Annotated in this window: 27 protein-coding genes and 1 tRNA gene; 20 read left to right on the forward strand and 8 right to left on the reverse strand. The window is 59.1% G+C overall.

The window, feature by feature from the left end:
• The first annotated feature begins 3 nt into the window (after nucleotides 1–3).
• A complete protein-coding gene (locus AC1DX4_RS12140) occupies nucleotides 4–750 on the forward strand; it encodes a 3-oxoacyl-ACP reductase family protein (RefSeq protein WP_477220538.1) in 747 nt (248 codons plus the stop codon).
• 210 nt (nucleotides 751–960) lie between these two features.
• A complete protein-coding gene (locus AC1DX4_RS12145) occupies nucleotides 961–2,856 on the forward strand; it encodes a L,D-transpeptidase family protein (protein WP_477220539.1) in 1,896 nt (631 codons plus the stop codon).
• Between the two features lie 83 nt (nucleotides 2,857–2,939).
• Here AC1DX4_RS12145 and AC1DX4_RS12150 read toward each other — a convergent pair whose 3' ends face one another.
• The 3 genes from AC1DX4_RS12150 to AC1DX4_RS12160 form a co-directional block, all read right to left on the reverse strand.
• Complete coding sequence (locus tag AC1DX4_RS12150) at nucleotides 2,940–3,416, reverse strand: hypothetical protein (RefSeq protein WP_477220540.1); 477 nt, start codon at nucleotides 3,414–3,416, stop codon at nucleotides 2,940–2,942.
• Between the two features lie 118 nt (nucleotides 3,417–3,534).
• Nucleotides 3,535–4,275 (reverse strand): lysozyme inhibitor LprI family protein, encoded by a 741-nt coding sequence (locus AC1DX4_RS12155; protein ID WP_477220541.1) that lies wholly within the window; start codon nucleotides 4,273–4,275, stop codon nucleotides 3,535–3,537.
• 147 nt (nucleotides 4,276–4,422) lie between these two features.
• Nucleotides 4,423–4,680 carry a PepSY domain-containing protein gene (locus AC1DX4_RS12160; protein WP_477220542.1) on the reverse strand — a complete coding sequence of 86 codons (258 nt, stop codon included), beginning with the start codon at nucleotides 4,678–4,680 and terminating at the stop codon, nucleotides 4,423–4,425.
• Here AC1DX4_RS12160 and AC1DX4_RS12165 point away from each other — a divergent pair.
• The 9 genes from AC1DX4_RS12165 to AC1DX4_RS12205 all read left to right on the forward strand — a co-directional run bounded on the left by AC1DX4_RS12165 (nucleotide 4,679) and on the right by AC1DX4_RS12205 (nucleotide 12,483).
• A complete protein-coding gene (locus tag AC1DX4_RS12165) occupies nucleotides 4,679–5,137 on the forward strand; it encodes a hypothetical protein (protein ID WP_477220543.1) in 459 nt (152 codons plus the stop codon). The two genes, AC1DX4_RS12160 and AC1DX4_RS12165, sit on opposite strands and share 2 nt — an antisense overlap.
• 243 nt (nucleotides 5,138–5,380) lie before the next feature.
• A complete protein-coding gene (locus AC1DX4_RS12170) occupies nucleotides 5,381–6,709 on the forward strand; it encodes a tyrosine-type recombinase/integrase (protein WP_477220544.1) in 1,329 nt (442 codons plus the stop codon).
• Nucleotides 6,706–7,362 (forward strand): hypothetical protein, encoded by a 657-nt coding sequence (locus tag AC1DX4_RS12175; RefSeq protein ID WP_477220545.1) that lies wholly within the window; start codon nucleotides 6,706–6,708, stop codon nucleotides 7,360–7,362. Before AC1DX4_RS12170 ends, AC1DX4_RS12175 begins: the two co-directional genes overlap by 4 nt.
• A gap of 83 nt (nucleotides 7,363–7,445) precedes the next feature.
• On the forward strand, nucleotides 7,446–7,676 hold the full coding sequence (locus tag AC1DX4_RS12180; protein WP_477220546.1) for a hypothetical protein: 231 nt from the start codon (nucleotides 7,446–7,448) through the stop codon (nucleotides 7,674–7,676).
• 385 nt (nucleotides 7,677–8,061) lie between these two features.
• Nucleotides 8,062–8,595, forward strand: a complete 534-nt coding sequence (locus AC1DX4_RS12185) for a hypothetical protein (protein ID WP_477220547.1) — start codon at nucleotides 8,062–8,064, stop codon at nucleotides 8,593–8,595.
• Nucleotides 8,592–10,139, forward strand: coding sequence for a DUF3987 domain-containing protein (locus tag AC1DX4_RS12190; RefSeq protein WP_477220548.1), 1,548 nt, complete (start codon nucleotides 8,592–8,594; stop codon nucleotides 10,137–10,139). The genes AC1DX4_RS12185 and AC1DX4_RS12190 overlap by 4 nt, the downstream gene beginning before the upstream one ends.
• A gap of 231 nt (nucleotides 10,140–10,370) precedes the next feature.
• On the forward strand, nucleotides 10,371–10,808 hold the full coding sequence (locus tag AC1DX4_RS12195) for a terminase small subunit (RefSeq protein ID WP_477220549.1): 438 nt from the start codon (nucleotides 10,371–10,373) through the stop codon (nucleotides 10,806–10,808).
• 38 nt (nucleotides 10,809–10,846) lie between these two features.
• Nucleotides 10,847–11,575 (forward strand): competence protein CoiA, encoded by a 729-nt coding sequence (locus tag AC1DX4_RS12200; RefSeq protein WP_477220550.1) that lies wholly within the window; start codon nucleotides 10,847–10,849, stop codon nucleotides 11,573–11,575.
• A 155-nt stretch (nucleotides 11,576–11,730) separates the two neighbouring features.
• The gene (locus tag AC1DX4_RS12205; protein ID WP_477220551.1) at nucleotides 11,731–12,483 is read left to right on the forward strand and encodes a recombinase family protein; all 753 of its coding nucleotides are present in this window, start codon (nucleotides 11,731–11,733) and stop codon (nucleotides 12,481–12,483) included.
• Nucleotides 12,484–12,648: 165 nt separating this feature from the next.
• Here the strand turns inward: AC1DX4_RS12205 and AC1DX4_RS12210 are convergent, their stop codons facing one another.
• Nucleotides 12,649–13,206: a hypothetical protein gene (locus AC1DX4_RS12210; RefSeq protein ID WP_477220552.1), complete on the reverse strand. Its 558-nt coding sequence runs from the start codon at nucleotides 13,204–13,206 to the stop codon at nucleotides 12,649–12,651.
• Between the two features lie 188 nt (nucleotides 13,207–13,394).
• Between AC1DX4_RS12210 and AC1DX4_RS12215 the strand changes: the two genes are divergently transcribed.
• The gene (locus AC1DX4_RS12215) at nucleotides 13,395–14,996 is read left to right on the forward strand and encodes an adenylosuccinate synthetase (RefSeq protein ID WP_477220553.1); all 1,602 of its coding nucleotides are present in this window, start codon (nucleotides 13,395–13,397) and stop codon (nucleotides 14,994–14,996) included.
• On the forward strand, nucleotides 14,989–15,681 hold the full coding sequence (locus AC1DX4_RS12220) for a DUF7002 family protein (RefSeq protein ID WP_477220554.1): 693 nt from the start codon (nucleotides 14,989–14,991) through the stop codon (nucleotides 15,679–15,681). The genes AC1DX4_RS12215 and AC1DX4_RS12220 overlap by 8 nt, the downstream gene beginning before the upstream one ends.
• A gap of 32 nt (nucleotides 15,682–15,713) precedes the next feature.
• Here the strand turns inward: AC1DX4_RS12220 and AC1DX4_RS12225 are convergent, their stop codons facing one another.
• Nucleotides 15,714–17,072, reverse strand: coding sequence for a hypothetical protein (locus tag AC1DX4_RS12225; protein ID WP_477220555.1), 1,359 nt, complete (start codon nucleotides 17,070–17,072; stop codon nucleotides 15,714–15,716).
• A 304-nt stretch (nucleotides 17,073–17,376) separates the two neighbouring features.
• Between AC1DX4_RS12225 and AC1DX4_RS12230 the strand changes: the two genes are divergently transcribed.
• The 3 genes from AC1DX4_RS12230 (at nucleotide 17,377) to AC1DX4_RS12240 (ending at nucleotide 19,965) form a co-directional block, all read left to right on the forward strand.
• Complete coding sequence (locus AC1DX4_RS12230; protein WP_477220556.1) at nucleotides 17,377–18,417, forward strand: hypothetical protein; 1,041 nt, start codon at nucleotides 17,377–17,379, stop codon at nucleotides 18,415–18,417.
• Nucleotides 18,414–18,989, forward strand: a complete 576-nt coding sequence (locus AC1DX4_RS12235; protein ID WP_477220557.1) for a hypothetical protein — start codon at nucleotides 18,414–18,416, stop codon at nucleotides 18,987–18,989. Before AC1DX4_RS12230 ends, AC1DX4_RS12235 begins: the two co-directional genes overlap by 4 nt.
• 109 nt (nucleotides 18,990–19,098) lie before the next feature.
• Nucleotides 19,099–19,965, forward strand: a complete 867-nt coding sequence (locus AC1DX4_RS12240) for an ATP-dependent DNA ligase (protein ID WP_477220558.1) — start codon at nucleotides 19,099–19,101, stop codon at nucleotides 19,963–19,965.
• A gap of 556 nt (nucleotides 19,966–20,521) precedes the next feature.
• Here the strand turns inward: AC1DX4_RS12240 and AC1DX4_RS12245 are convergent.
• Nucleotides 20,522–20,815 (reverse strand): hypothetical protein, encoded by a 294-nt coding sequence (locus AC1DX4_RS12245; RefSeq protein ID WP_477220559.1) that lies wholly within the window; start codon nucleotides 20,813–20,815, stop codon nucleotides 20,522–20,524.
• 59 nt (nucleotides 20,816–20,874) lie between these two features.
• On the opposite strand from AC1DX4_RS12245, the gene AC1DX4_RS12250 reads away from it, so the two are divergent.
• The 4 genes from AC1DX4_RS12250 (at nucleotide 20,875) to AC1DX4_RS12265 (ending at nucleotide 24,160) form a co-directional block, all read left to right on the forward strand.
• A complete protein-coding gene (locus tag AC1DX4_RS12250; RefSeq protein WP_477220560.1) occupies nucleotides 20,875–21,048 on the forward strand; it encodes a hypothetical protein in 174 nt (57 codons plus the stop codon).
• 170 nt (nucleotides 21,049–21,218) lie between these two features.
• Entirely contained in the window at nucleotides 21,219–21,563 is a 345-nt protein-coding gene (locus AC1DX4_RS12255; RefSeq protein ID WP_477220561.1) for a hypothetical protein, read from the forward strand.
• 368 nt (nucleotides 21,564–21,931) lie between these two features.
• Nucleotides 21,932–23,011, forward strand: coding sequence for an MrcB family domain-containing protein (locus AC1DX4_RS12260; RefSeq protein ID WP_477220562.1), 1,080 nt, complete (start codon nucleotides 21,932–21,934; stop codon nucleotides 23,009–23,011).
• A gap of 141 nt (nucleotides 23,012–23,152) precedes the next feature.
• Nucleotides 23,153–24,160, forward strand: a complete 1,008-nt coding sequence (locus AC1DX4_RS12265) for a hypothetical protein (RefSeq protein ID WP_477220563.1) — start codon at nucleotides 23,153–23,155, stop codon at nucleotides 24,158–24,160.
• Between the two features lie 104 nt (nucleotides 24,161–24,264).
• On the opposite strand, the gene AC1DX4_RS12270 is transcribed toward AC1DX4_RS12265, so the two are convergent.
• Both AC1DX4_RS12270 and AC1DX4_RS12275 read right to left on the reverse strand, forming a co-directional pair.
• A tRNA-Val gene (locus AC1DX4_RS12270) sits at nucleotides 24,265–24,339 on the reverse strand.
• A 138-nt stretch (nucleotides 24,340–24,477) separates the two neighbouring features.
• Nucleotides 24,478–25,161: a phosphoglycolate phosphatase gene (locus AC1DX4_RS12275; RefSeq protein WP_477220564.1), complete on the reverse strand. Its 684-nt coding sequence runs from the start codon at nucleotides 25,159–25,161 to the stop codon at nucleotides 24,478–24,480.
• Nucleotides 25,162–25,301: the final 140 nt, after the last annotated feature.

Consider the following 25,301-nt stretch of genomic DNA (forward strand, 5'->3'; position numbering starts at 1 on the left):
CCAATGTCTTCCAGCAATTTGAACGGCAAGGCGGCGCTTGTCACCGGCGGCAGTCGCGGCATCGGGGCGGCGATTGCCCGGCGCCTGGCGGCTGATGGCGCCGATGTCGCGCTGACCTATGTGCATGGCGAGGAACAGGCCCGCTCGGTCGTTGCCGAGATCGAGGCCAAGGGCGGCCGCGCCATCGCGATCAAGGCTGATAACCGCGATGCCGAGGCAATCGAAAAGGCCATCGATGAGGCCGTGGCCGAATTTGGACGGCTCGACATCCTGGTCAACAGTGCCGGCATCTGGCGCGCGGCCCCCATCGATACGCTGTCGCTTGCCGATTTTGACGAGACCATGTCGGTCAATCTGAGGGCTCCGTTCATCGCCTCGAAAGCGGCAGCGACGCATATGGGCGAGGGCGGCAGGATCATCTCGATCGGCAGCAATCTCGCCGAACGCGTCACCGACACCAGCCTCGGTGCCTATTCCGCCAGCAAGGCGGCGCTGGTCGGTTTGACCAAGGCTCTGGCGCGCGATCTCGGTCCGCGCGGCATCACCGCCAATGTCGTCCATCCCGGCTCGACCGATACCGACATGAACCCGGCTGATGGGCCGCATGCCGAACACCAGCGCCAGAAGATGGCGACGCCGCGATTCGGCAAGGCCGACGACATCGCCGGCATGGTTGCCTGGCTCGCCGGTCCGGAAGGGCGTTTCGTAACTGGCGCCGCACTGACCATCGACGGCGGCGCCAACGCCTGATTTCCCGGAGTTGCGCAGGCTGGAGCGAAAGCACCCTCGCTCCAGCCGTCACGATGTTGTGAAACCGTTCTGCAACAGGCTTTCCGAAATTTATGAAAGCTTAACGAAATCGGTATGAATCGGTATAGTCACGCCTTACATCCGCCATGCGGTGAGCGAGACGGTCTAGCGTGCGGAACGGGAACCGGTTGCGACCGGAGCGGGTGATCCATGAAATTCCTCGGTAAAAATGCAACCGCAATGCCGCTGATGGCGATCGCGGCAACGCTCGCCCTGGGCGCGCCCCAGGCAGGCGCGCAAGGGCTCTTCGACATGCTGTTCGGCGGCGGCATCAAGCACCAGCCGCAGGGCGAGTTTCCGCCTCCGCCGCCAAAGCACAGACCCAAGGCCCCGGCCGGCGGTGGTGGTGGCGGCGTAAAGATCAGCAGCCCGTCCTACTACACCTACAAGGCCGACAAGCTGGTGCGCGTCGACTTCTCGACGCTGTCCGCGGCACCGCAGCCGGCGACGGCGACGGCGCAGGACGCCGCGTTTGTTCCGTCGGCAACAGGGGCTGCCTTCCACGACGCCATTGCCGGTCTGAGCGACTATGAGCTCTATGCCGAGCCCGACATCGCCAAGGCGCTGATCGCTTACTACTCCGCCAATCCGGACTTCATCTGGGTGAGCGGAACCAGCACCAACAGCCGCGCGCAGGACGCCGTGCGCGTGCTTGGCGAGGCAGCGAGCTATGGCCTGACGCCCGCCGACTATACGGTCGAAGTTCCTGCCACCAGCGCGTCGGCGTCCTCCGACGCCAATGCGCAGGTGAAAGAGTTCGTCCGCTTCGAGATGGCGCTGTCGGCCCGGGTGCTGCGCTATGCCCGTGATGCCCAGAACGGCCGCGTCGATCCCAACCGGATGACCGGTTACTATGATTTCCCGGCAAAGCCGATCGACCTGGTGGGCGTGCTGAAGACGCTGGCGCATACGCAGGAAGTGCGCACTTACCTCGAATCGCGCCATCCGCAGAATGCCGAATATCAGGCGCTGCGCGTCGAACTGGAAGCGCTGCAGGCGAGCGCCGAAAACGAGGTCGTCGTCGATCCCAAGCTGCTGCTGAAGCCAGGCGAAACCAGCTCGGAACTGCCGAAGCTGCTGACGCTGATCGCACGCAGTCTCGATGACGATATGGGCGGCACCTATGGCGAGGTCCTGTCGCGGCTGGCGACCAGCGAGGTCTACGTCCCCGAGCTGGTTCCGCTGATCAAGGCGGTGCAGGTGAAGGAAGGCATGAAGGGCGACGGCGTCATCGGTCCGCGCACCGTCGCCTTGCTGGCCGGTACGTCGAAGGCCGACAGGCTGCTCAAGGTACAGGTGGCGCTGGAGGAACTGCGCTGGCTGCCTTCCGATCTCGGCAGCCCGCGCGTCTTCATCAACCAGCCTGCTTTCACCGCGAGCTACATCGACAATGGCGAGGAGAAGCTGAAGACGCGCGCCGTCGTCGGCCGGGTCACCAACCAGACGGCATTCTTCTACGACCAGATCAAGCAGGTCGACTTCCATCCCTATTGGGGCGTGCCGCAGTCGATCATCGTCAACGAGATGCTGCCCCGGTTGCGCAATGACCCCGGCTATCTCGACCGCGCCGGCTACGAGGTGACGGATGCGAAGGGCAAGCGCATTCCGTCGTCGGCGGTCAATTGGGGCGCTTATGGCGCCAACATTCCCTACAATGTGCGCCAGCAGCCGAGCGAGGCCAATGCGCTGGGCGAGTTGAAGATCCTGTTCCCCAACAAGCACGCGATCTACATGCACGACACGCCGCAGAAATCATTCTTCAAGCAGGACATGCGTGCGCTCAGCCATGGCTGCGTGCGCCTGCAGGATCCGCGCGGCATGGCGGCGGCGGTGCTCGGCACCTCGGTCGACTACATCGCCGAGAAGCTGAAGCACGGGCACTCGACCGAGGATGTGACGCGCAAGATCCCGGTCTATGTCGCCTATTTCACCGCATGGCCCGACATGTCCGGCAAGGTCGAGTATTTCAATGACGTCTATGATCGCGATTCGCGGCTGAAGCAGGCCCTGGACGCCACCGAGGCGGTCCGTTCGCCGTCTAGCTGATCAAAGCGCGTCAACGCGCTTTGAGTCTCTGTTTTGGGCGTGTCGTTATCCCAAAACCGCTACGCATTTTTGGGCGACAAGCACTATCGCTCCGACAACGGGCGGCGGAAACCCGCCTCCCGTCCGGCGATCAGCCAGTAGATCAAGCCGGCGACGAGGCCGGCGGCAGCGATGATGCCGATGTCGGCCCATCGCTCCGGATCCATGTCTTCCGGCGAACTCGGCCACATCAGGGCAAAGCCGCCCACCGCGGAAGCGGCGCCGAAAAGCGTGTGCAACAGGACATTGCGCAGCGAAAAGGATTCGGCAATGAGCGCGAAGATCAGCGTCTGCAGTCCGGTCACCACAATCGTCAGAAAGTAGATGAACATGCCGAGCGGCGGTATCAGCAGGACCGCGATCGGCGAGATGCTCATGAGGCCGAAATACTCCGGCGCGTTTGGCAGGGAACTGAGCGCGGCGTAGATCGCCACCACGGCGACCAGGCCGACCAGCAAGGCGACGAGATATCCGGCTAACATCATCAATATGCGCTTCAACACATGCTTAGCCGTCGCCATGCCAATCCCCCCATGCGGCGCAGTCAACCGTTGCAGTCAGCCATCAAAGACGATCCGGCGCAAGGGGAGGCCCCGAGCGGCGCAGTTTTGGCGGGTCTTCGTGAAGGAGCAGGGCAGATCAAGCGCCGCCGCACAGATGTTCGGAGTCCGGCAGAGCCCAACTTCCTTTTGCGACAAGGTCCAGGGCGTAAAAAACCCGGCCGCGGTCATCGTCCTTGGGGCAATCCCTGGGAATCGCGATCAGGCACATCTCGACGGGTTCGCCAACCTTCGAGGCGGCCAGGCCAGGCTCGCGATCATAGGAGACAGACCCGCCGCCATTGGTGAAGGTCGCGGCGCTGCCGCCCTCAGGCGGGGCCGTTTCGAGCGGGTCGTCGCCAAGCCGCGTGGTCAGCGTCTTGATATGCGTGGTCGCGCATTGGCCGACGGCCGAGGGTAGGGGCTGATCCTTGTTGCCGGGATTGCGCGCCGCGGCGTCCAGCGCCTTCTTGCCGATCAGCGCGATGTTATAATCCTGCACCCATGACGGCGCATTGCCATAGGTCTGCAAGGCATTGTTCAGCGCGCTGACGATGCAGGCGGTATCGTTCTTGCAGGCATTGCGGTCGGCAATCAGCCCGCGGGCGATCTTGCGCTTGTCGCCGCCGAATGCCGGCTCGAATTCTTCGTAGGCCTTGGCAACCAACAGATCGATGGCCGACAGCTGCGGATCGGCGCAGATCGCCTTCTCCGCCGGCAGGCTTGCCTTGGTGCAGTCGAAGGACGGCCCGTCGGCCCAAGCCGAAGGTGCCGCAAGAATGCCGCCGGCCAGGATGATGCCAAGCACAAGTAAGACGTCGGTTCGAACGGAAAATCTCATGACTGCCCCCAAGCCAAAGGCGCTGCCCGCGCCATGGGGTGCATATCACATGCCAAGGATGGACAATTTGCGGCAATCCGATTGGTCATCGCGGCGCCCGGATAAAAAACGGGTAGACCGGTCGAATAGAGAGTATTTGCCGGCGCCCTATTTGGGTTCGGCCGTCACCGGATCATAGGTGATTTCGACCTTTGCCTTGTCCGAGGTGTAGTAGGTGACGGTGTAGGAGTCCTTGTCCCAGTCGACCTCTTTGACGTAGCGAAAGCCGTCGCGCTGCTCGACCTTGGCAAGGATTTCCGACAGCTTCTTGGCATTGGGCGGCGGCAGAGGCGCTTCATCCGCGGCAAAGGCCGGCCCGGCGGCGAGAAGAACGGCGACGCTCGTCGCCAGCAGCAATCTGGACATGGCTTTCCCTCAAGTTTCGGTCGACAGAAACTCGTTGGTGCTCCGGTTTGTTCCGTATCTGGAATGCGGGACCATTCAGTCCATCGATTTGCAGACGCCCGGAAGAAAAAATCCGCCAAAAAAGCCACGATGCGCCGCTTCACTATTCGTTGCCATATTGCTGGCGGTTTACTTGGGGGTGCATATGCGCACACGTCATCTCGTCATGCTTGCACTGTCAGTGCTTGCCATCCCGGCCGTTTCCATGCCCGTGCAGAAAGCCAGGGCGCTGGAACCTGAAAAATACACGGTCTATTGCGCCAACGACCACATCGAGGTGTCGTTCTGGGATCTCGACCAGATGAAGGTCCGAAACGGCTCCGACGTCTGCCAATTCCAGAGCTATACGAGCTACAGCAGCGCGTTGAATTTCGCGCAGAAGAATTTTGGTGGGGAAGGGGCTGATTGTGGTTGCTAGCTGTGCCGGCTTGGGGTGCGATTTCAGTGAGGAAATGGTGGGCGATGCAGGGATTGAACCTGCGACCCCACCCGTGTGAAGGGTGGTTCTGCGGCTTTCTCCCGCTTTCTCGAAATCACCAACTTCCTCCCAAGCCTTCGTTTTCATTGCTTTTTTCTATATAGCGCCATATTGTGTTTTCTGGAACCATCCTCCGGGTGACGACCCGGTGACGACCCGGACAGTAACGCCAGGAAAGCCCCGATGAGCGCCAGAACCAAAAAACTCACCAAATCGGTGGTCGACGCCATCCATCCCACAGGCAAAATCTTCCGAGTTTTCGATACCCGTCTGAAGGGGTTTTGCGTGCGCATCGGCCCCTCTGGCGACAAGCGTTGGCAGGTCGAGTATCGACCCTTTCCCGGCGGACGCGGCGTCGCCATTAAGCGTGTGACGCTCGGCGCGACCAACGTGCTGACGCCGGATCAGGCGTACGATCAGGCGAAGGAGACCTTGGCGGCGGTCGGCAGGGGCGAAGACCCGGTTGCCGTCAGGATCGCCAAACGCGACGAACCGGTTGTCGCCGATCTGATTGACACCTTTGAGCGGGAGGGCGGCACCATCCTGCGCGGTGTTCGCATCGGTCAGCCAATGAAGCCGCGTAACAAGCAGTGGATGATGAACCGGCTTCGTCACCATGTTGTACCCTTGCTCGGCAGCATGCGCGTTTCCGAAGTGACCCCCACCAATATTGAGCGGATGGTAAAGGACATCGCGGCAGGCAAGACCGCGAAGGATGAGAAGGTCGGGCCGCGCCGCCGCATCATCGTCAAGGGCGGCGACGGTCAAGCCCGCAAGGTGGCGCGCGACCTGTCCAGCGTCTTCACCTTCGCCATCCGCCATTCCGCCTTCAACGTGACGGAGAACCCAGTCGGGAAAGCAGCCGTCAACAAGGTTGACGGCAAGCGCACGCGGTACCTCGTTCTCGATGAGGTGCGCCGGCTCGGCAAGGCGCTTGATGAACTTGAGGCCGAAGGCATCAACCCGAAGGCGCTCGACATCACGCGTCTCTGGGCGCTGACCGGCTGCCGTCGCGACGAGATCGCCGGGCTTAAATGGTTGGAAATCAGGCTCGACCTCGGCTGCCTCGTACTTGACGCAAGCAAGACAGGCCGCAGCGTGCGACCCCTCAGCGCTGCAGCGGCTGCGCTGCTGGCATCGCTGCCGCGCTATGCTGACAGCGATGCCCCGAACGGATTGTCGCCGTGGGTATTCCCCGCCACGACTGGCAGCGGATATTTTCAAGGCACCAAGCGGATTTGGCCAGCGATCATCAAGGCGGCTGGTTTGCCCGGCGTGACGCCGCACACGTTGCGACACACCATCGGCTCGCATTCGGTGTCGAGCGGTCAAGCGCTACCGATGGTAGGCGCCATTCTCGGCCACAAGGACACACGGTCGACGGCCATATATGCGCACATGCAACAAAGTCCGGCGGTGCAGGCCGCGAATCGCGGGACCGCCGGCATCGCTGCGGCGCTCAGCGGCAAGCCGACCGGGAAGGTGACGCCGATGCGTCGGAGTATGAGATGATCTTTTCGGCCAAGGCGCTCGGCGAGATCGTCAAAGCCGCCAGGCCGGACAAGCCGATCTCCGACATGAAGCTGTTCGGGCGCGATCTGGATCGCGCCATCCGCCGGTATGCGACCGCCAATGCGATGAGTCCGGCACAACCGTGGGCCGAATATTGGAAGCGCGGCGAGGAATACATCTACGCGGCGAACGCCTTCGCCGTCGTGCATTCGAGGCGGGACAAGCCCGGTCAATGGTGGCGCCAGCAGTTGCGACGCTTTCCCGACGTTGCAAAGGCGATGCGAAGCTACGAAGAGTTTATCCGCAGACTGATGGCGGAACAGCTGTCGCCGGACGAACAGGGGATCGACTTTGGCAAGAGGCGAGTCCGAGACATCCTCGGGCCGGAAACCGCGCTTGAAAGCCTGATCGGAGACCTCGCGGAGATATATGAACGTCATTTCGGGATAGACGCCACGGCTTCGCAATCCGTGACCAATCCTGACAAGGTGAGCCCCTTCGTCGCCTTTGCGCTCGCCGTTCTCGACAAGGCCCGGATCAGGGATGAACATCGAAAACGACGAGGGCCAATCCAATCATCAACGGTTATTCGGCATTTCAGGGCGGTGAGGCCGAAGCGTCCGAAAAAGGTGATGCCGATGCCCAAAAAATAGGTTTGGCATCATCATGCGGGCAGGCCAAAGAAAGGAAAGGGTGCTTCTCGAAACAGAAACGCGGTCCAATCCGGGAGGATATCGTGACCCTGCTGCTCACCACCCGCGAAGCATCGGCCTACCTCAGGGAACGGCACGGCATCAAGCGTGCGCCGATTACCTTGGAAAAGTTGCGGACGCTCGGCGGCGGTCCGACTTTTAGGAAGCTCGGCGTCTCCGTATATTATCGGCCCGAGGAATTGAGCGAATGGGCGGAAGGCCGTCTGTCGCGGCCGCTGCGCTCGACCAGTGAGTTGCCCGACCACGCCGTATAGACGAAACCCGCCGGAGCTTGTCGCTCGCAGCGGGTTGGGACTTCGGCTCGGGGCTTGGACGCCCGGAATATAAGTCCCGCCTTATACGTCGTCAAGCCGCCGACCCCTTTCAGGAGGTCGCAAATGCGCGCCCCGTACGATGCTATCGATGGCGAACCGCGCCATGTCATTCATCAATCAACTGCGGCGAGTTTTCGCGCTCTGAACGCCCGCCGTGCTGCGCTTGGTCTGGTGCCAGTGCACCCAGCATCGTCGCTCGCCAGTCTGGTACGCGAAGGGCGTTCTATCGAAGCTGCTGCTACCCGCGCTTGGCGGCGCGATCATCGCCTAGTTGCCGTCCCGTCTGGTCGCGGTTGCGCCACGATGGAAGCTGCGGTGAAGTGCAATGGATAGCTCCCGCTCCGACATCCCGCTGGGGCCGTTGCTTCAATGTCAAATTGATTGGCTGCTTAGCCACGGAATCGGCATCAAAAGCTTGATCTCCCCAGTGCCGGTTAAACTGGCTTTCGGCGTGCATCATGCAGATGGACGGCTTGATCCGCCGCCACCCGGAGAGGCGGGAGAGGCATGGTTTGCCTTTGAGGAAGCATTGCCGGGTGATGTGGTGTTTTGGTCGCCACAAGGCAATCGCTTCGCAACGCAGAACGGTAGCGCAATCGCGCTCGGTGAAACTTTTTTCTACGAAGCCGCCACATACAGCTTCGACAACGCGCTCACCCTCTATCCCGATCCGCTCGCATTGCTCAAGGCGGGCCGTCTGTTTGGCGCAGTGATCTTCGACTGGCCGCGCTTGTGGTGGCGGCTGTTCGACAAACCGAGCATCCGGCTTGCCGATCCGGCAATGATCCCGCTCTACGAACGGTGGATGAGGCCGCCTTCGCTGCCAGAGGTAAGCGTTGTCTTGCCGGAGGTTGCATGATGATTGAAGTTTCGCTCGAAGAGGCCAAGAAGACGCTGTCAGGCGCGGCACCACCGGGTGGCGATGGCAAAACGCTCATTTCCCCACAACAGAATACGATCCGGTCGACGACGTTCGAACTGACAGAGTGGAACCCGTGGCGCAGCACCGGCGCGCCAAAATTCCCAGTCGAAATTCTGCCCGACCTCATCCGCAATTATGTCGTGGAGCGCGGTGCAATGACCGGTTCCGATGTTTCGGCATGGGCAATGTCGGCCCTCCTCGGCGTGTCGGCGGCGCTCGATCATCGGGTGACACTCAGACCGAAACAGCACGACCAGTTCTATCAAATTCACCCGGTCCTTTGGTGCTTGCTGTGCGGCGATCCCTCGACCCGCAAATCGGCTCCCATCGGCGATGTCGAGGCGATGCTCATGCGGCTGGATAGGCTCGATGCCAAGACGCGTGCCGACAGGGTGTCAATGCTAGTTGCCGATGGAAAGGATAAGGCGGAAGCGGAAGCAGAGTTGCCGCCGTCGCGACGGCGGGTGATAGCTGACGTCACGACCGAAAAGCTTTGCGACATCCTTTCCCACCAGGATTGCGGCATAGGGCTCTTCCGTGACGAACTGTCCGGTTGGATCGGGGCAATGGAAAAATATGGTGGTCGCGGCGTCGGAGCGGCACAGGACCGTTCGGTGTGGCTGAAGGCTTTCGCCTCCCAACCCTACATGCAGGATCGCAAGTCCGAGACACGCAATATCAGCATGATGTCGGCCTCAATCCTCGGCGCAATCCAGCCGGCTCGCCTGCAGGAAATGCCACAATTGGAAAGCGATGGTCTGCTGCAGCGGTTCCTTCCGGTCATGATGTCGCCGGCTGGGATCGAGCGGGACGATCCAATTGATCCGGCTGCACGCGACCGGTTTGGTGATGTGCTGGCACAACTTGGGCGAATGGCTATCCCCACTACGTTTTGCCTTTCTACCGATGCCAGCCGGGCTTATCTCGATTTCGCTCGGAAGATGACCGAGGTTTCGACACTCTCGGATCCCTCGCCAGATTTCGGAACCTTCCTCGGCAAACAAGCGCGCACGCTCGGCGCGCTCTCACTGCTGTTTCACGCCGTCGATGTCACTGAAGGCAAGTGTCGCTCGTACGATGACGTTCAAGCCGAAACGGTGGAAAAGGCGCGGGAGATCATTGAGGGTTTCATCATTCCGCATGCATGGCACTTCTACGCAATGATGAACCGCAAGGCACTGCAGGACGTGCAAGCAATTGCAGGCGCACTGGTCAAGCTTGCTGGGCAGGGGGTCAAGCGGATCAGCCCGACCAACCTCCATCACGCCTGCCGCGCCGTTCGAGGCATGAGCCTGCAAGAGGTTCAGCGGGTACTTGTCCCCTTCGATGTCAACGGCTGGGTCGTGCCTGAAGACTGGTCGCCAACCAACCGACACTGGTCGATCAATCCGCAGCTAGCAGGTCGGTTTGCTAGCGAACTGGCAGAACAAGCGCGCCGCGCACAATGGGTCATAGAGCGGATAACCCGCAACGCGAGGTAAGTCTGGCGAGAAAAATGCAACCTGTAGTGCGAAATGTGACCAACGTGACCTCGCGCGAGAGAAATCGGGAAATCTTAAAAGGCTTTTTCTTCTTTCGGGCGCCTTTGCCCCACACGCGCGAGGTCACGTTGGTCACACTGCTAGGAGACGGCACCTGATAGGTCGGATCGCCACCACCGGCTTTGATCCCTTGTGGCACTGGTTCGACGAGTGCTGTATTCTGATCCCACCATGCCACATGCCAAATTGAACATACGGCAGGAGCGGTTTTGCCTCGGCCTGGCCGAGGGCCTATCCCAATCTCGCGCGTATATCGAGGCTGGTTATGCGTCGCGCGGCAATGCTGCTGAGGTGGAGGCATCGAAGATGGTCAGGTTGCCTAAGGTGGCCGCCCGCGTTGCCGAGTTACAAGGGCAGGCCGCAAGACGGTCTGAGATTACTGTCGACGATCTGGTTGACGACCTCAATGACATGCTTGAGCTGGCGCTCGCCACCAAAAACCCCTCTGCCGGCGTGTCGGCCATCATGGGCAAAGCGAAATTGTTGGGCCTAATCGTCGATAAAGCTGAAATCACCGCAACGCAGCGGAAGCCAATGCGCGAGCCGTACGACGGCGGTCAGATGTCCCTTGAAGAGTGGCAGAGGCGTTTCGCGCCGCAGCGTCATTGACGGCAGGAAGCTGGCAGTTTGTGTCTCGGAGGGGTGTCTTGCAGTACGCGTTGATCGATGGTGTTCGACAGGAAGCTGCGCCTAAGCAAGTCGGCGAATGCGAAACATGCAAGGCTACGGTGATTGCTAAGTGCGGGACAAGTCGCATCTGGCATTGGGCACATCAAGGTCGCCCAGACTGTGATCCTTGGCGAGAGACCGAGACGCTTTGGCATCGCCAGTGGAAGGGCCTCTTTCCGTCTGCTTGGCGGGAAGTCAGGAGCGTCGCCCCAAACAGCGAATGTCATGTCGCCGATGTCAAAACAGACCATGGATTGGTTCTAGAATTTCAGCGCTCTCACATCACGCCCGACGAGCGCATCTCGCGCGAGGTTTTCTACCGAAACATGGTTTGGGTCGTGGATGGGACGCGCCTATTGGGCGATTGGCCGAGGTTCGAGAAGGGCTACACCGCGCGACGCCAAATCATCAAACCGGACTTCTTCATCACACCCTTCCCAGCACTTTGTTTTGGTGAGGCCTGGGCAAATTGCCGTGTTCCCGTTTTTTTTGACTTCGCAGGTACAACGCCCATCGCGGAACTGCCCGATGCTCGTCGCCATCCACTGTGGTGTATGCTGCCCGGCAGGGTACGCGGCTATGCCATGGTTTTCGCGCATTCGCGGCCAGACTTCGTCGATCAAGCTTTGAACAACCGGCAAGTCGTTCCGACCGAAGAGATTGAGCAGCGAGTGGCAAATTTCCTGCGCAATGAGCTAATCGCGTGAGGACAACAAACACGCAACCCTTCGGGTTGGTTGATGTCCCATAGGCCGCGTCGCGGACCGTGATTTTGAAATTCCCTGTTGATCTGACTCACTGTAAAGTTTACAAACGAGCGTATATAATCCTTACGCACAAGGATCCGCCCGTGAAACCCGCAATGTCCTATTTTCGCGTCTCGACCGACAAGCAGGGAAAGAGCGGCCTTGGCCTTGATGCTCAGCGTCAGGCTGTCGCCCGTTTCGTCGCGGCCGAGGGCTTCGAGATCGTCGGCGAGTTCACCGATGTTGAGACCGGCAAGGGTGCGGATGCTCTCACCAAGCGTCCGCAGCTCGCCAAGGCACTGGCGGCGGCCCGAAAGAACAGCAACTGCCCGGTCATCGTTAGCAAGCTCGACCGATTGAGCCGCGACGTCCACTTCATCAGCGGTTTAATGGCAAATCGCGTGCCTTTCGTCGTTGCGGAACTCGGCCCGAACGTCGACCCGTTCATGCTCCACATTTATGCGAGCCTCGCCGAAAAGGAGCGCACGCTAATTTCCGAGCGTACGCGACATGCACTGCAGGAGGCCAAGAAACGTGGTGTCAAACTTGGCGGCCCGAAGCTTGCCGAAGCTCAACAAAAATCGATGGAGGTTCGCATGGCACAAGCCGCCGCCTTCGCTGCCAACATCCTCCCGATCATCCGCGACATCCAAACGAGCGGGGTCAAATCCCTGAGGCAGATCGCTGTGGCACTCAATGCGCGCGGCATCACTTCGGCGCGTGGCGGAACGTGGACGGCTGTTCAGGTGACGGACATCATCAATCGCGGAGCTCGCTTGAGGGCCAATTTCAAGCAGCCAGTCGCGGTGGAAAACAAACAAGATGTGGCGGCAGAAGGATCGAGGACACCGCTCGGGTCGCGCTGGTAGCCCCGGCACCCACCGGGGTTTGCCGATGGCGGGGTATGGGGGGGAACTTGTGGGGCCCCGCTGATCCGCACCCGGTCAGCTTCCCCATTGAAGGCGAGGAGGACCAACTACCGTCATGGGCATATAAGCGACGCCCGTCGCAGCATGAAACAGGTCGGTCGGTTGCTATTGTCGCGGTCGAAGCGCCTCGAAGCGCTTGAGAAACTCCCGGCGTGCGGCTGGGGGGCTGAGATGACGGATCGTCACGTCTGCAGGGATAATACCTGCCTCTTTAGCCCAACTGTCAGTTCCCGGAGCCATCACCTGTGCCTGCTCAGCGGCCAGCACGCTCAGATCGGCAACCTTAACTGCGTTACGGTAGGCGCTGCTGAGCCCGAAGCGCTTCGCTATCGCATCCTCCACGTTAGCCTCAATGGCCTTATACTCTGGCAGAAGTTGTTTCAGCGGACGGGTGACATCGCCAATGAATGCCTCGGCCGCGTCATGTAGAAGGGCCTCATACGGATATTCAGCAGTGACGTCACTTACCAGCAGGCTATGTTCAGCAACCGAATAGAAGTCGCGGCATTGTCCGGCGTAGCGGCAGATGTGCGCCAAGCCGTGGGCCACGTCGTCAATGGTGAAGTCGCTCCCGTGAGGATCGAGAAAATCAAAGACCCTACCGCTGGCCAGCGTGATGGTGGGGCCTCGCGCGACATTCACGGCCAAGATGTTATTGCGCATAAAGTTCATCTCCCATCCTTACACAATGTGGGCGTAGAGCCAACAACGCGCGGTGGATAACTGTAGAAATTGACGTCTCAAAAGCTGGCTGATATTATACGGCAAATCATGTAGTTGTTTTGCTTGTAGTTTTTGCAACGATCACTATTTTTAACTGACGCGCCATTTTGGGCGATGTGGGGGGGCATATGCGTCTTGTGATAGTTCTCTCCGGCCCTGTTGGGGTCGGTAAGTCGTCGTTCGGCGATCAACTGCAAGCTCTTTTTGGCGCAGACCGGGTGTCAACCAGCAGTTGGATTGTAGAACATCGCGGTGTTGCACGCGAGCGGGGCGAGCTTCAGGCTGCGGGAGAAATTCTCGATATCGAGACAGGCGGCGCTTGGGTCGCGGACGCGGTTGCCGAGAAGGCCTCATCGATGGGCGAGGACGCCATACTCTTGGTCGATTCAGCGCGAATTGCGGCCCAAGTTGAAAAACTTCGTGTGCGATTCGGCGACCGCGTCTTCCATGTTCATCTCCACGCACATGATGATTTGCTGGAGCGGCGATACCTCGCGCGCGATCCTGAGCACAAGGAGTTTGCAACCTACGCCGAGGTGCGGGCTAATGGTACCGAAGCGGCTATTGGTAGCCTTGCCGAAATCGCAGACCTTGTGCTGGACGCTGATTATGCCGACGCACGCACATTGGCCGTATCGGCGATGGCTTTCCGAGGCGAGACGGTTCCACAACCTCAGCGCCTTGTCGACGTCATCGTCGGCGGCCAGTACGGCAGCGAAGGGAAGGGCAACATCTGCGCATACTTGGCTAACAGCTACGGAGTTTTGATGCGCATTGGTGGCCCAAACGCCGGCCACCTAGTGAAAGATCCGCCCTACAAATATGTCCAGCTACCCTCCGGCACAGGGACTAACAAGAAGGCGGCGATCCTGATCGGTGCCGGCTCTACCCTGTGGCTGCCTCAATTGATGCTAGAAATCATGGAGCAAGAGCTAACGCCAGAGCGTCTATCAATTGACCCGCAGGCGATGGTGATCGACGACGAGGACCGTCGCATCGAAAGCGGTGCGCTGACTTCCATCGCATCCACCAAGCAGGGAGTAGGTTCTGCGACCGCGCGTAAGATTGTAAATCGGGGTGACGTGCCTGTCTTTGGACCACCTGTAAAGCTGGCGCGCGACGTCCCTCAGCTCGCCAAGTTTGTACGCGACGTCCGCGCTGAACTTGACGGCCATTTCGCCGCTGGAACACGGGTGCTGCTGGAAGGCACGCAGGGAACATTGCTCAGCATCCATCACGGTTTCTGGCCAAGCGTCACCTCGCGCGAGACATCCGCTGCCGGGTGTCTTTCAGACGCTGGCATCGCATCCGCGCGCGTAAATCGCGTCATTCTGGTTCTGCGTACTTACCCAATCCGCGTGGGCGGAACTTCAGGTTGGATGGGGCGGGAAATAGACATGGAGGTCGTCGCTGCGCGCTCCGGCATCCCCATCGACGAGTTCTTACGAGTCGAGAAGGGGACTATTTCCGGCAACAAGCGCCGCATGGCCGAGTTCGACTGGGCGCAACTGCGCCGCTCTGCGGTTCTTAATGGGGCCACCGACGTGGCTGTCACTTTCGCAGACTATCTGGGGATAGGTAACCGCGACGCGACTTCGTTCGACGAATTGAATGAAAATACGCGAACGTTCATTGCACGTGTTGAACGCGTTGCAGGCGCGCCAGTGACGCTCGTCTCAAAGGAGTTTGCCCTCGACGGTGTCCTCAGCAAGGGTTTCGAACATGACTGAAGAGGAACTCGTCCAGCAATATCCGCGGCTCTGGCACATGGCGCATTCGGGCGCGTGGCCTGCGATACGGGACCACGGCCTTATGAGCGCGGCGGCCTTGCTGGACGACTATGGTGTCGAGGGCGACCGACGTCATCAGTTAGGCTCTCTCAGGCGGCCCCACTCCGTCCCGCTGGAAGCCGAGGGCCGGCCGGGGACCGTCCTGCGCGACCAGAAGCCGATGGACGACGGTCGGCTGGCAGGATGCCTCGACGACGGGCTGACCCCGCGCGACTGGTATGAACTGCTTAACTCGCGCACCTTCTTCTGGCTCTCGCGCTCGCGCATATGGACGCTCCTCCGCGCCAGAGCCTATCGCAATGTCCCCCAGACGGTACTGACGCTTGATACGGAGAGGCTGGTGGCGGCGCATCGAGATCGCATCTGGCTCAGCCCAATCAATAGCGGGGCCACGCTTTTCAAGCCGCAAAGGAGGGGCCTCGATACCTTTCGTCGGATTATTGACTTCCCGTTCGACCAGCGTGCCGAGACCCGACGCCCCGAGAATAACGTTGTTGAACTGTTGGTCGACCATTCGGTCCCAGACGTTGCGGACTTCGTGTTGGCGGTACACGAAGTCCGCAACGACGAGATTCTATCCGAGATATGGCTAGCTCCTGACAGTGGACCGGCCGATAGGCCGTGACGTTGAGCTGGACAGCACAGTCCGTGAAGTGGTCATCGTGCAGGCCATCTGGCCGGCAGGCCAGCGCGGCGCAACACGTCTGCGATGTGGCTGGTCAGTCCGACATCGCCGATAAGACTTACACCTCCGTCGGGCGGCAGTTGGTCCAGAAGGACGCGGAGACGGTCTAGACCATCCTCGACCCTAAATTCCGCCCAAGTTTGCGCTTCGCCGGGGACAATAATTGTCGCAGAGCTGGACGTCGCCCCCCGGTGCAACTGTACCACCCATACGCGCTCACCGTCGTGCACCCATTCGAACTTCACCGGCCCGAGCTTGTCACGCAGCAAGTTGTAGATTGATCGAACGTCGTCGGTGACTTTGGTGGGCAGCACCTCAGGTAGATCGATGCCGAGCATGAGCCGGTCGCCCTCGCCGGACCTCCCTTCGATTATGAGTTTGCTTTCAGCATCTACGATTGCCGCTCCAGAATGGCCGGCGGGAACGGCGTCCTGCCGCAACACAGAGGCGATAATCTTTCCCTCAGGGTCTTCGCCTGCAAGCAGCGCGAAAGGATCCGTCCAACCCTTGACGGTTGTGTAGAGACCGGGGTGTGGCTCTATGGGACAAGTCCGCGTCCATACTTCAGCGGACCCTGTCGGTGTGCCGAAGACGAACGGCGCGACCCGCCGGTTAATTACCACGGTGCGCGGGACCGGCATTCCCAATGTCTGCGCCATGAGCAGGCCGAACGTCTTGTCGCCCAGAAAACGGCTGAAGTGATTGGGCCAACGTTGTGCCGCAGTGGTGGCGTTGGGAACGTTAGTCTCGTGTTCCCAGAGCAGGGTATGAGCCCGCTGCCATCCCCTTTTGATCGGATGGATGCTGAATTCCGTCCGTTCACCCAGAGCGGCGCGGAGTTGGGGCTTGAAACCATAGACCGTCGTGAGGATGTCCATCGCTTGGCCGAATGGCAGCGAGGCTACACCCGGCTTTTCTACACATCTCGGCGTGTCATCCGGCGCGAACTCAACAGTGTCACCCTGCAAGACGCCCGATACACCCCCGTCATGAACGTCGATGGTTTCATTGACGATTAGGTGGAGCCCGTCGGCGGCGAGCCGGTTTGCGTGAGCCAGCACGTCGTCGAGCAATTCCAGCCCATAAACGAACTCACGGCTGCGGGGGTCGTGCGGGCGGTAGCTGCGCACATTCACCTTGCCTTCGCCACTTCGCGCTATCAATTCGGCTATCGCCTCGTTGGTCGTCGCGAAGTGATGGTTCGGCGAGTGGCCAGCGATTCGGCTGTAGGACTGCTTGAGCATTCCTGCGTCTGGGCGAAGAGCGACGAACTGCGCCACGTTGCCGACAGCTGCCAGCCCGTCGAGCACTTCGTCCTTCTGTAGCAGCATACGACTCTATTCCTTTTCTTGCTCGGTCCGATGCCCGTGGCAATGCCGTGCAGCGCGAGCTGACATACCTGCAGAGAGCTTGTTTATCTACCCAGAACGAGGCGAAGTTTGCTTCCCAATTTTGGCCACCTGTAAGCGCATTGTCGCCTCGCGGCCAGACCCTACAGCGCGGCAATTGCGCCGGATCGGGGCTAGCTGAAAGCTCGATCCCACGCGACCAATTTGCGCCATCCTGTTTGGCAGGCATTGCCAAACAATGTGATGTGAATGTCTACTCCCGACTCTTGCGGGGAAGGGACAGCCGATGCCAACAGCTTATCACATGGTTCACTACAGAAACTTCGTTTCTTCTGGCGGCGACGGAGTGAGATTGGAATATCTATGTCGATCAGTACTGGATCAGAAGGACCAGCAAGGATCGGCGCTCTGGGCGCGTGTTCTTGACCGTGTACAAAATATTGATACTGGCGGCGCTCGGCAACTTGTCTTGAATAAAGTGGCGGATCTGTCTACAGCCGTTTTTGGAGAGGTCTGTCTGGTAGACACCAGGGGTCTTCAAGCCCTGCTGCAACTACAGCGCTCCACCGTTGCACTCTCTGACAAAACCCAAGCCGAAGTGTTCAATTTGGACGAGCGCCTAGCGCCAGCCGGGTCCCAGTTCTTGAGAGGAATGGCCTACTGGCTGGCTATCGGGAACCACCTCTTCTTCGTCAAAACAAGCGGTGGGATGACGGCCGATTTAATCAAAGGTCATTTCGAATGGCTGCTCAAAAGCCATCCCAATGGAATGGCAAGCACGGAGAGTTTTTCCCTTCAATCGGAATTTGATCGATCTCAGCTTTCGGGCGACATAGGCGATATTCGAAACCTACGCGTCAAAGGCAGTGCGGTTCCGACTTTCAGAGTCGATACGGTAGAATCTGACCAACCATCAGGCTTTCGTCGAACGATGCGGACGGTGACGGACAGATTGGTGCAGTTTCAGCAAGCGTTGCCCATAGTAGAGGCGCTGCTCGGACCGGCTAGGACGGAGTCATTGGTCGCAAGCCTAGGGCCGGACGAATATCTCACCGTTGACGCATCGGTGAAGGTTCGCGGCAGAAGAACCGAGGAATCGAAGGCAAATTTGAAGAAGCTTGCTAACGATTTGGCGGACATAACCGACGGAACCGTCCAAGTTGAGGGGCGGGATGGAAAACTCTCGGATGGCGACGCAATTCTGCGTACGAACATGCCTTTTGACCTTCCCCACGACGGCTCTAACCTACTGGATTTCAACAATGTTGCCGACCAACTGCAGGAAGTGTATTCACGATTTGTTCGTGATGGTAAGATCATCGCATGACATTCAGGATAATCACGGTCCTCGCACTCGCCGCCGCCATCGGTTTGGCCGCATGGCGCGTTGATCTGCAATATCTATTTACGGCATTTCAACCCACCACAGTTGCACTCTCCATAATGGCTGCCGCTGTTTTGGTGAGGCTCAATCGAGGCATGCCAACGCTCGATTGGAAAAGCCTTGAACCGAGGGGGCGGAAGACCCTCACAGCCAAGATCGTAAAATTGCAACAAGAGTACTTGTCCATCCTTGGGATCAATGTGGCCCTCGTTGGGACCCTGATTTATCTAGTTGTTGTAACACCACCGGCGACCGCTCTTTGGCCCGAATGGGTGCGGCGGTCGGTCTCAGGGGGGTTAGCGGGTGGTATGGTCTTGGCCTTGGCGCGCATGGCGCTCGTGGTTTGGCGAGACTATGACATCGTGAGGCTTCAGAAATTGCTTATCGACACTGCCGCCGACAAAGAATTCCAAGCGGCGCAAGAAGCCACGGCTGCAGTGGCACTCGGCTCAATGAGGGGTGGTCTGCGTCCGCTGGAACCGACCAAGGTGTCAGACTGGGACCCAAAAAAATAGCGTAGCCGCTCTCTTGGATATTTCGGTGCGGCGTTCAGGCGTGGACCGGAACGTTATTGGAACCTAATATACCCCAACGGATTGAATCGTGGGTTTTGTAGGTCCGTTCATGCGTTTGAAGTTCATTCCGCCGTTGATGCCCGAAATGATAGAGAAGCCCCCGGCGGGCGACGACTGGATTCACGAAGTCAAATTCGATGGCTACCGGTCTCAAATCATAGTCGAAAAATCTGACATCCGAATTTTCACCCGTCGCGGTCTCGACTGGACCTCCAAGTACCGCGACCTCGCCGCCGCCGCGAGGTCCTTTGGAGCCGAAACTGCCATCGTCGACGGTGAAATCATCGTCCTAAATGAAGCAGGCCTGTCGGACTTCGGCGCACTCCGATCAGCCATAACGCAGCGCCAGCATGATCTCTATTTCGTCGCTTTCGACCTTCTCCACCTTAACAGCCACGATCTGCGCGACATGGCGCTGGAGGACCGCCGCGAGGTCCTAGAGAGCCTGATTCCACCCGACATCCGCATTCAGTTCAGCCAAGCGCTACCGGGGGAGGCGAGGGCGATCTTTCACCTTGTTGACCAAGCCGGGCTTGAAGGAATGGTGTCGAAGCGTCGGGGCAGCAAATATCGCAGTGGCTTATCGACCAACTGGCTTAAGACGAAGTGCTATTCAGTCGGTGAGTTTGACGTGCTTGGCGTCGAACGGGAGGCCGGCAAGCCCGCCTTCGCTCTGATGGCGGAGCGAGGGACTGGCCGATATGTCGGATCGGCCTTCATCACATTGAACCGGGAGTTACGTGAGAGGCTCTGGAAGCGTGTGCAGGACCATGCAGGGCCTCCTCCGAAGGGCATGAAGCGGCCGGCGACGCAGTGGGTCAAGCCGGGGCTCGTGGCCACAGTGAAGTACCTGCGTGGCGAGGAAGACCTGCGGCATGCGTCGCTACAGGATTTCCGGGAAGAACCGGGATACTAAGATTACGCGTAAGGGGCGGGAAAATGCCAAGCGCCGGGGCATGATCAAGCTGGCCGGCAGATTGGGCGGAAGCATGGACCCCGCCTACGCCAGACCCCAGTTAACTGGACTCCAGTTTTCAAACGACGCATTCTTCCCTTTGGGGGAAGGATCATGGGCAACAATGTTCTTGCCGGGTGGACAAGGAGACGAAGGCCTTGGTGGCGTTTGCTTCTCCACTATCGTCTCATGACAGTTCTGATGATGCTTGGGGTCGCCACCGCAGCCTACTTGGGGTTCGAAGATCGACACGATCTGCCGCGCGTTCACTATGTCGGTTCGTCAACGAACCATAGAAGCGCTACCCACCAGCCGGGATGCGATATCAAGGGCAACATCAATGAGTGGGGCGAGCATATCTATCATATGTCGGGCCAAAAATATTATTTGGCAACGCGTATAGATCCGGCCCGTGGGGAACGCTGGTTCTGTTCTCAGTGGGAAGCGTGGTGGGCCGGCTGGCGTAAGGCTAAGGTGTAGTGTGGCGCTTATCCGGCAAGGACGCGGCCAAACAGGCCTACGCGCTGCCGCTGGTCTCGCAGTCTTCGTCAAGCGCCACCGACACGGGCAAATAGGAATTGGCAACGAGCCAATCGGCAATGACCGTTTTGATGAGATCAGACTTCGAGACTCTCATCTCAGCTGCCATGCCCAATAGCGCTTCCTCCACCCGAGGATCGAGGTCGATGCCGTCAGTGTTCCTGATCATCAACGCGGCCCGCCGAAGCATGACCTGAAGATCGGCGCGGGATACCTCCGCAATTCGGTCGGACGCGCTTTGGAGTTCTCCTGCGAAGGTCGAGCGGGTCATGGATGCCTTCCTCCCAAAAGATATCGTTCGCCGTCCTCACGATGGACGAGGCAAAACCAATGCGACTGCTGATGGGGCCGAGCGAAGCCAAAACCGCCAAGCTTTCCGCAGCCCCGATGCTCGCAATCATGGTTCTCAATCAAGCCGCGCGATTGCGGTGGCTCCGGGCCTTGCGGCAGACGGATAAATTCTTCGCTCATAGCAATGCAACCGGTTCGACCATGCTCGGATAATCGTTAGCTCGCTTCGGCCGCCGCTGTCCCACGGGCAATCTGTTGGGTAAGACACTTTGATCCGCAAAAAGCAGCTTCGTCTCGGCCTCCTGTTGTGTCAGGCGCAGTGAACAAAATAAGAACATTAGAGTCAAGGGGGGCTTGACCAGAGAGGAATATGTTCCTTATTTGTGGCTCTTTCAGAGGTGGAAAGGAACTTTGGCAAAGCGCCAAAAGCGCTCGCCGGCGAAGCTATGGCAAAAACAGCGGAGGACAATTTCCGGATCGAGGTTTGGGACCGCGAGGAAAAGGTGTGTGTCGAGACGATTTGCCGATCCCCGGACTCGAGCGTCAGCCAAGCAGCGTGGCAGGCAGCTATCAGACGGCGGCCGGGCATGCTCCTTATCCACTACAACAGCCGGCATGTGATGGAGAAAATCATCACGCCCGGCGAGGTGACTATCCCGCCTCAGACCATTGTCGACGGGAGCGTGCATGCTGGACTGGATGTGTCGCTGGGAGATCTACGCGAGTGACACAGTCTGCGGGCTTGGTGCAGAAACTGCTCGCATCACGCGGAAGTAAAACCTGCCCCCCTTATCCGCAGGTACGGCAAAGGCGCACTGTTTAGTTCGCTCGAAAGATCCCTGCTATGTACCAGCTGCGACAGAGGTGGCCCTGTTAGGCTGGAAATTCACAAGGTGCCGAGGAATTGAGCTGTCGATTTCCGCCTGCCAGTTCGCCAAAAGCGCGTAGTTAGAAAAAATAGTCGCTCGGAATTGTCTAATATGCGGCAACATGGTGGCGCGGCGAAGCTGAGACGCTGGGCTGCTTGGTCGATCCTTGATGCGCCGGATCCTAGGCCGAATCTGATAGTAGGCGAGCAAGCGGTTTGGAAAAATTGATGCGAGAGACAATTCAAGAAATAGTGTCGCTGCAGGCAAACTACAGCGCGAGTAAGACGCCGGATATGGACCGGCGCGGTGTTCTTATTCGGAGGGCTCTCCCGGCAGAGTTGGCGTCCCGCAGTAACGTGCTCAGAGCAGCACTCGGCAAGTACGGCACAGACGCCAGATCAGAGGGTAAGGACAATCAAGGCCAAATGTCTCGCATTCCATGGGTACGTTGGTTCTCGGAATCTCGGTCGCCCTCTGCTACCGGTGGCTGGTACGTAGTTTATCTCTTCCATCCCGACGGGTCGGGTGCGTCTCTTTGCTTGAGCCATGGCTCGACGCAAATCGTTGGAACAGGCTTCGTAAATCGGAGCGACGCCGAGGTTGCCGAGCTTATGCGTTGGGCTGCCAGCGTCCTTGGGTCTGAGTTTGCGGCGGATTCTGGTATCCGCCTCGGTGTCGACCTTGGCGCGTTCGACCTTGCACGCGGCTATGAGCGAACAACTGTTGCCTCCAAGTTCTATCCGAAAGGACGCATCCCGACCGAAGATATCCTGTTCGCCGACCTCGTGCGCTTTATGGGACCGTTGGCCAAGCTCTACGAGGCACAGGAGTCTGGCATTGCCCCTGGCAGCATAAGCGCCGAAATGCTGGGGCTCTATGATGAGCTCGAAAGGACGTCCTCGCCGCTTAAGGAGCGACCTAAGGGTCAGGGACGCATGAGCGCTCCGATGCGAAAGCTCGTCGAACTCCACGCTATGAAATTTGCTGAGCGATGGCTGAAGGACGAAGGCTTCACGTACAAAAACGTGTCGGCTACTGACAGCTGTGATTTCCGCGCGCAACGTGGTGGCGAAGATTGGGCGATTGAAGTCAAGGGAACCACAGGAGGATTGATCAGCGTGCTTCTTACCCGCAATGAAGTAACACTCCATCGAACCTGCCATCCGCGCAACGCCCTGCTGGTGGTGCATGGGATACAGCTGTTGGAAGGAGAAACCAGCCCGAGAGGTGGTGAGTTGACCGCTTTCTCGCCTTGGCAAGTCGAGGAAGATCGATTGAATGCGCTCGCCTTCGAGTACCGTCTTTAGATTTTGAGGTGCCACGCCAACCGATGGGGCGCACTGCGAAGGTGCGTGCGGGCGAAACGAAACCGGCCTTTCGATTTGGGCATGTGCGGCGCTGTCACTGACAAATTGTAAAGCGGCAAGTGGCGTTGGCGGGGGAATATGATGAACGGGCTTCTTACGAATATAGGCATTGATATTGCGGGAAAATGTGGGGTCGCTCCTTCGTCTTTGCTCAAGAATGCAGCTGTATTGCACGAATACGTATTTTTTCACTCTGGGCTTTACGGCGGGCTGGGTGATAGCTTGAACTTCACCAATGCCGAGCTCGCTGCTTCTTGGGCGTCCATGGACAGAGATGTGGCGTCGCAGCTCGCCACCAATCACTCGTTCGTATCGCTCTTCCCAGACGTGCGCGAGCTGTCTGCCAGCTTTTCCGATTTCAATCCTTTTCGAGCGTCTGAATACTCTCGACGCTTGGCTGAATCGAAGCACTCCTTAAGCGTCACACGGACAATCGTCTCGCGTACATACGGTGTCACCGAGGAGGAAGTTGAAGCCGGGCGAATTGGCAACACGTGGTCGAACATCCCTCAGATTGTCGCTCAAGACGCAGCTCTGCTGGCGGAGGTTCGAAGGTATGATCCGTCAATCATGGGAGTCTTTTCAGAAGCTCACGCTACCTTGTTGGAGATAGAAAACGATCATAGACGCCCGGAGCAACAGACTGAAGAACTTACAATTTTGCTTGGCCGGTCACAGGAGACGAGTTCGTTTCCCGACTTCAGTGAGTTCAGTTGGGACGAGATCATTGAGTTACGGCGGGACCCACATATATCAGCCTTCAGAGCGGAGATGACTCGGCTTGTATCAGGGCTCAGCCCTTGGTCAGACGAAAAAATGGTCCTCGGCGAGCATTACCTCAGAACGCTGGAGGAGCTATCGAAGCAGGTTAAGCCAAGTGTCAGCAAGTCCATTATCAGCCTGCTTATCGGGCAGATTCCGACTGGCCCCTTCCCAAATCCATTGTCGCTGATTGGTGAGATCTTGGAGCTGCGGCATCAGGCGAAGCTGACCGACAATTATGGTTGGCTCTATTTCGTACAAAAAGCGAAATCCATTTCAGATCGTCGCAGACCCAAACGCAGCAGTGGGACTGCCGACTCAAAATAGCCGGCTGCAGGCACACCCGGTGACGACCCGGTGACGACCCAGGCCAGAGCGGATCGCAATCTTTCGCCTATATTGCTGTAACGTCTTGGTTTTGTTGAGAGATTTGGTGGGCGATGCAGGGATTGAACCTGCGACCCCACCCGTGTGAAGGGTGTGCTCTCCCGCTGAGCTAATCGCCCGCTCGTTGCCCGAAGGCCAAGCGAGCCGCGATATAAGGGAGGCCGGCCGGTTAAGTCAAGGCGCTGTCTGGCGTTCTTCCGAGGATCGGACTGCCGCACTTTCGAGTCTGTTTCCGGCGCGACGCCGGCCGCATCCGATCAGTGTCCCGCAGCCTTGATCAGCTTTTCCGCCAGGTCCAGCGTCAACGCATCGAAGTGCGAAATCACCGCCGAGGGTTCGAATTCGCGGACATGGCGGTCGGTGTAACCAAAATCGACCGCGACGACGGGGATGCCGGCGGCCTTGGCGGTGTCGATGTCGGTTTGCGAATCGCCGACCATCAAAGCGCGGTGCGGATCGCCGCCGGCCAGTTTGATGGTCTCGGTCAGGTGGCGTGGATCGGGCTTGCGGAAGGCGAAGGTGTCCTGGCCGGCGATTGCCGCGAAATGCTTGGTCAGGCCAAGCGCTTCGATCAGTGCCAGCGAGTTGGCCTCGTATTTGTTGGTGCAGATGGCCAGGAGATAGCCCGCCTTCTCAAAACGCGCGATCGCCTCGATGACACCGGGGTAGGGGCGGGATTTGCCGGGAATGTTGTCGGTATAATGATCGAGGAACAGCTGTAGCAGCCGGTCATGCTCGGCGACGTCAAGCGAGCGCTGCTGGGCGGCGTGCGCCCGCTCTATCATCACCCGGCCGCCATGGCCGACGAAGCGCTTGAAGCCGGCCTCGTCGACGGCCTGGAGTTCACTGGCGGCCAGGCTGTGGTTGAGGCTGTCGAGCAGGTCCGGCGCCGTGTCAACAAGCGTTCCGTCGAGGTCGAACACGATGATCGGGCGGGTCATGATCCATCCTGCGCAGGTTTGTGCATCGGCAGGCGATAGCGGCTGCGGCGCGTCAAGGCAAGCAGACCGGTGGACAGGCGTCCAAGGGCTTTGACCCCGCCGGCAAAAATGCTAGGAGCCCGAACACCAGTTTCCCGGGG

The sequence above is a fragment of the Mesorhizobium sp. P3_A8 genome, assembly GCF_056402995.1.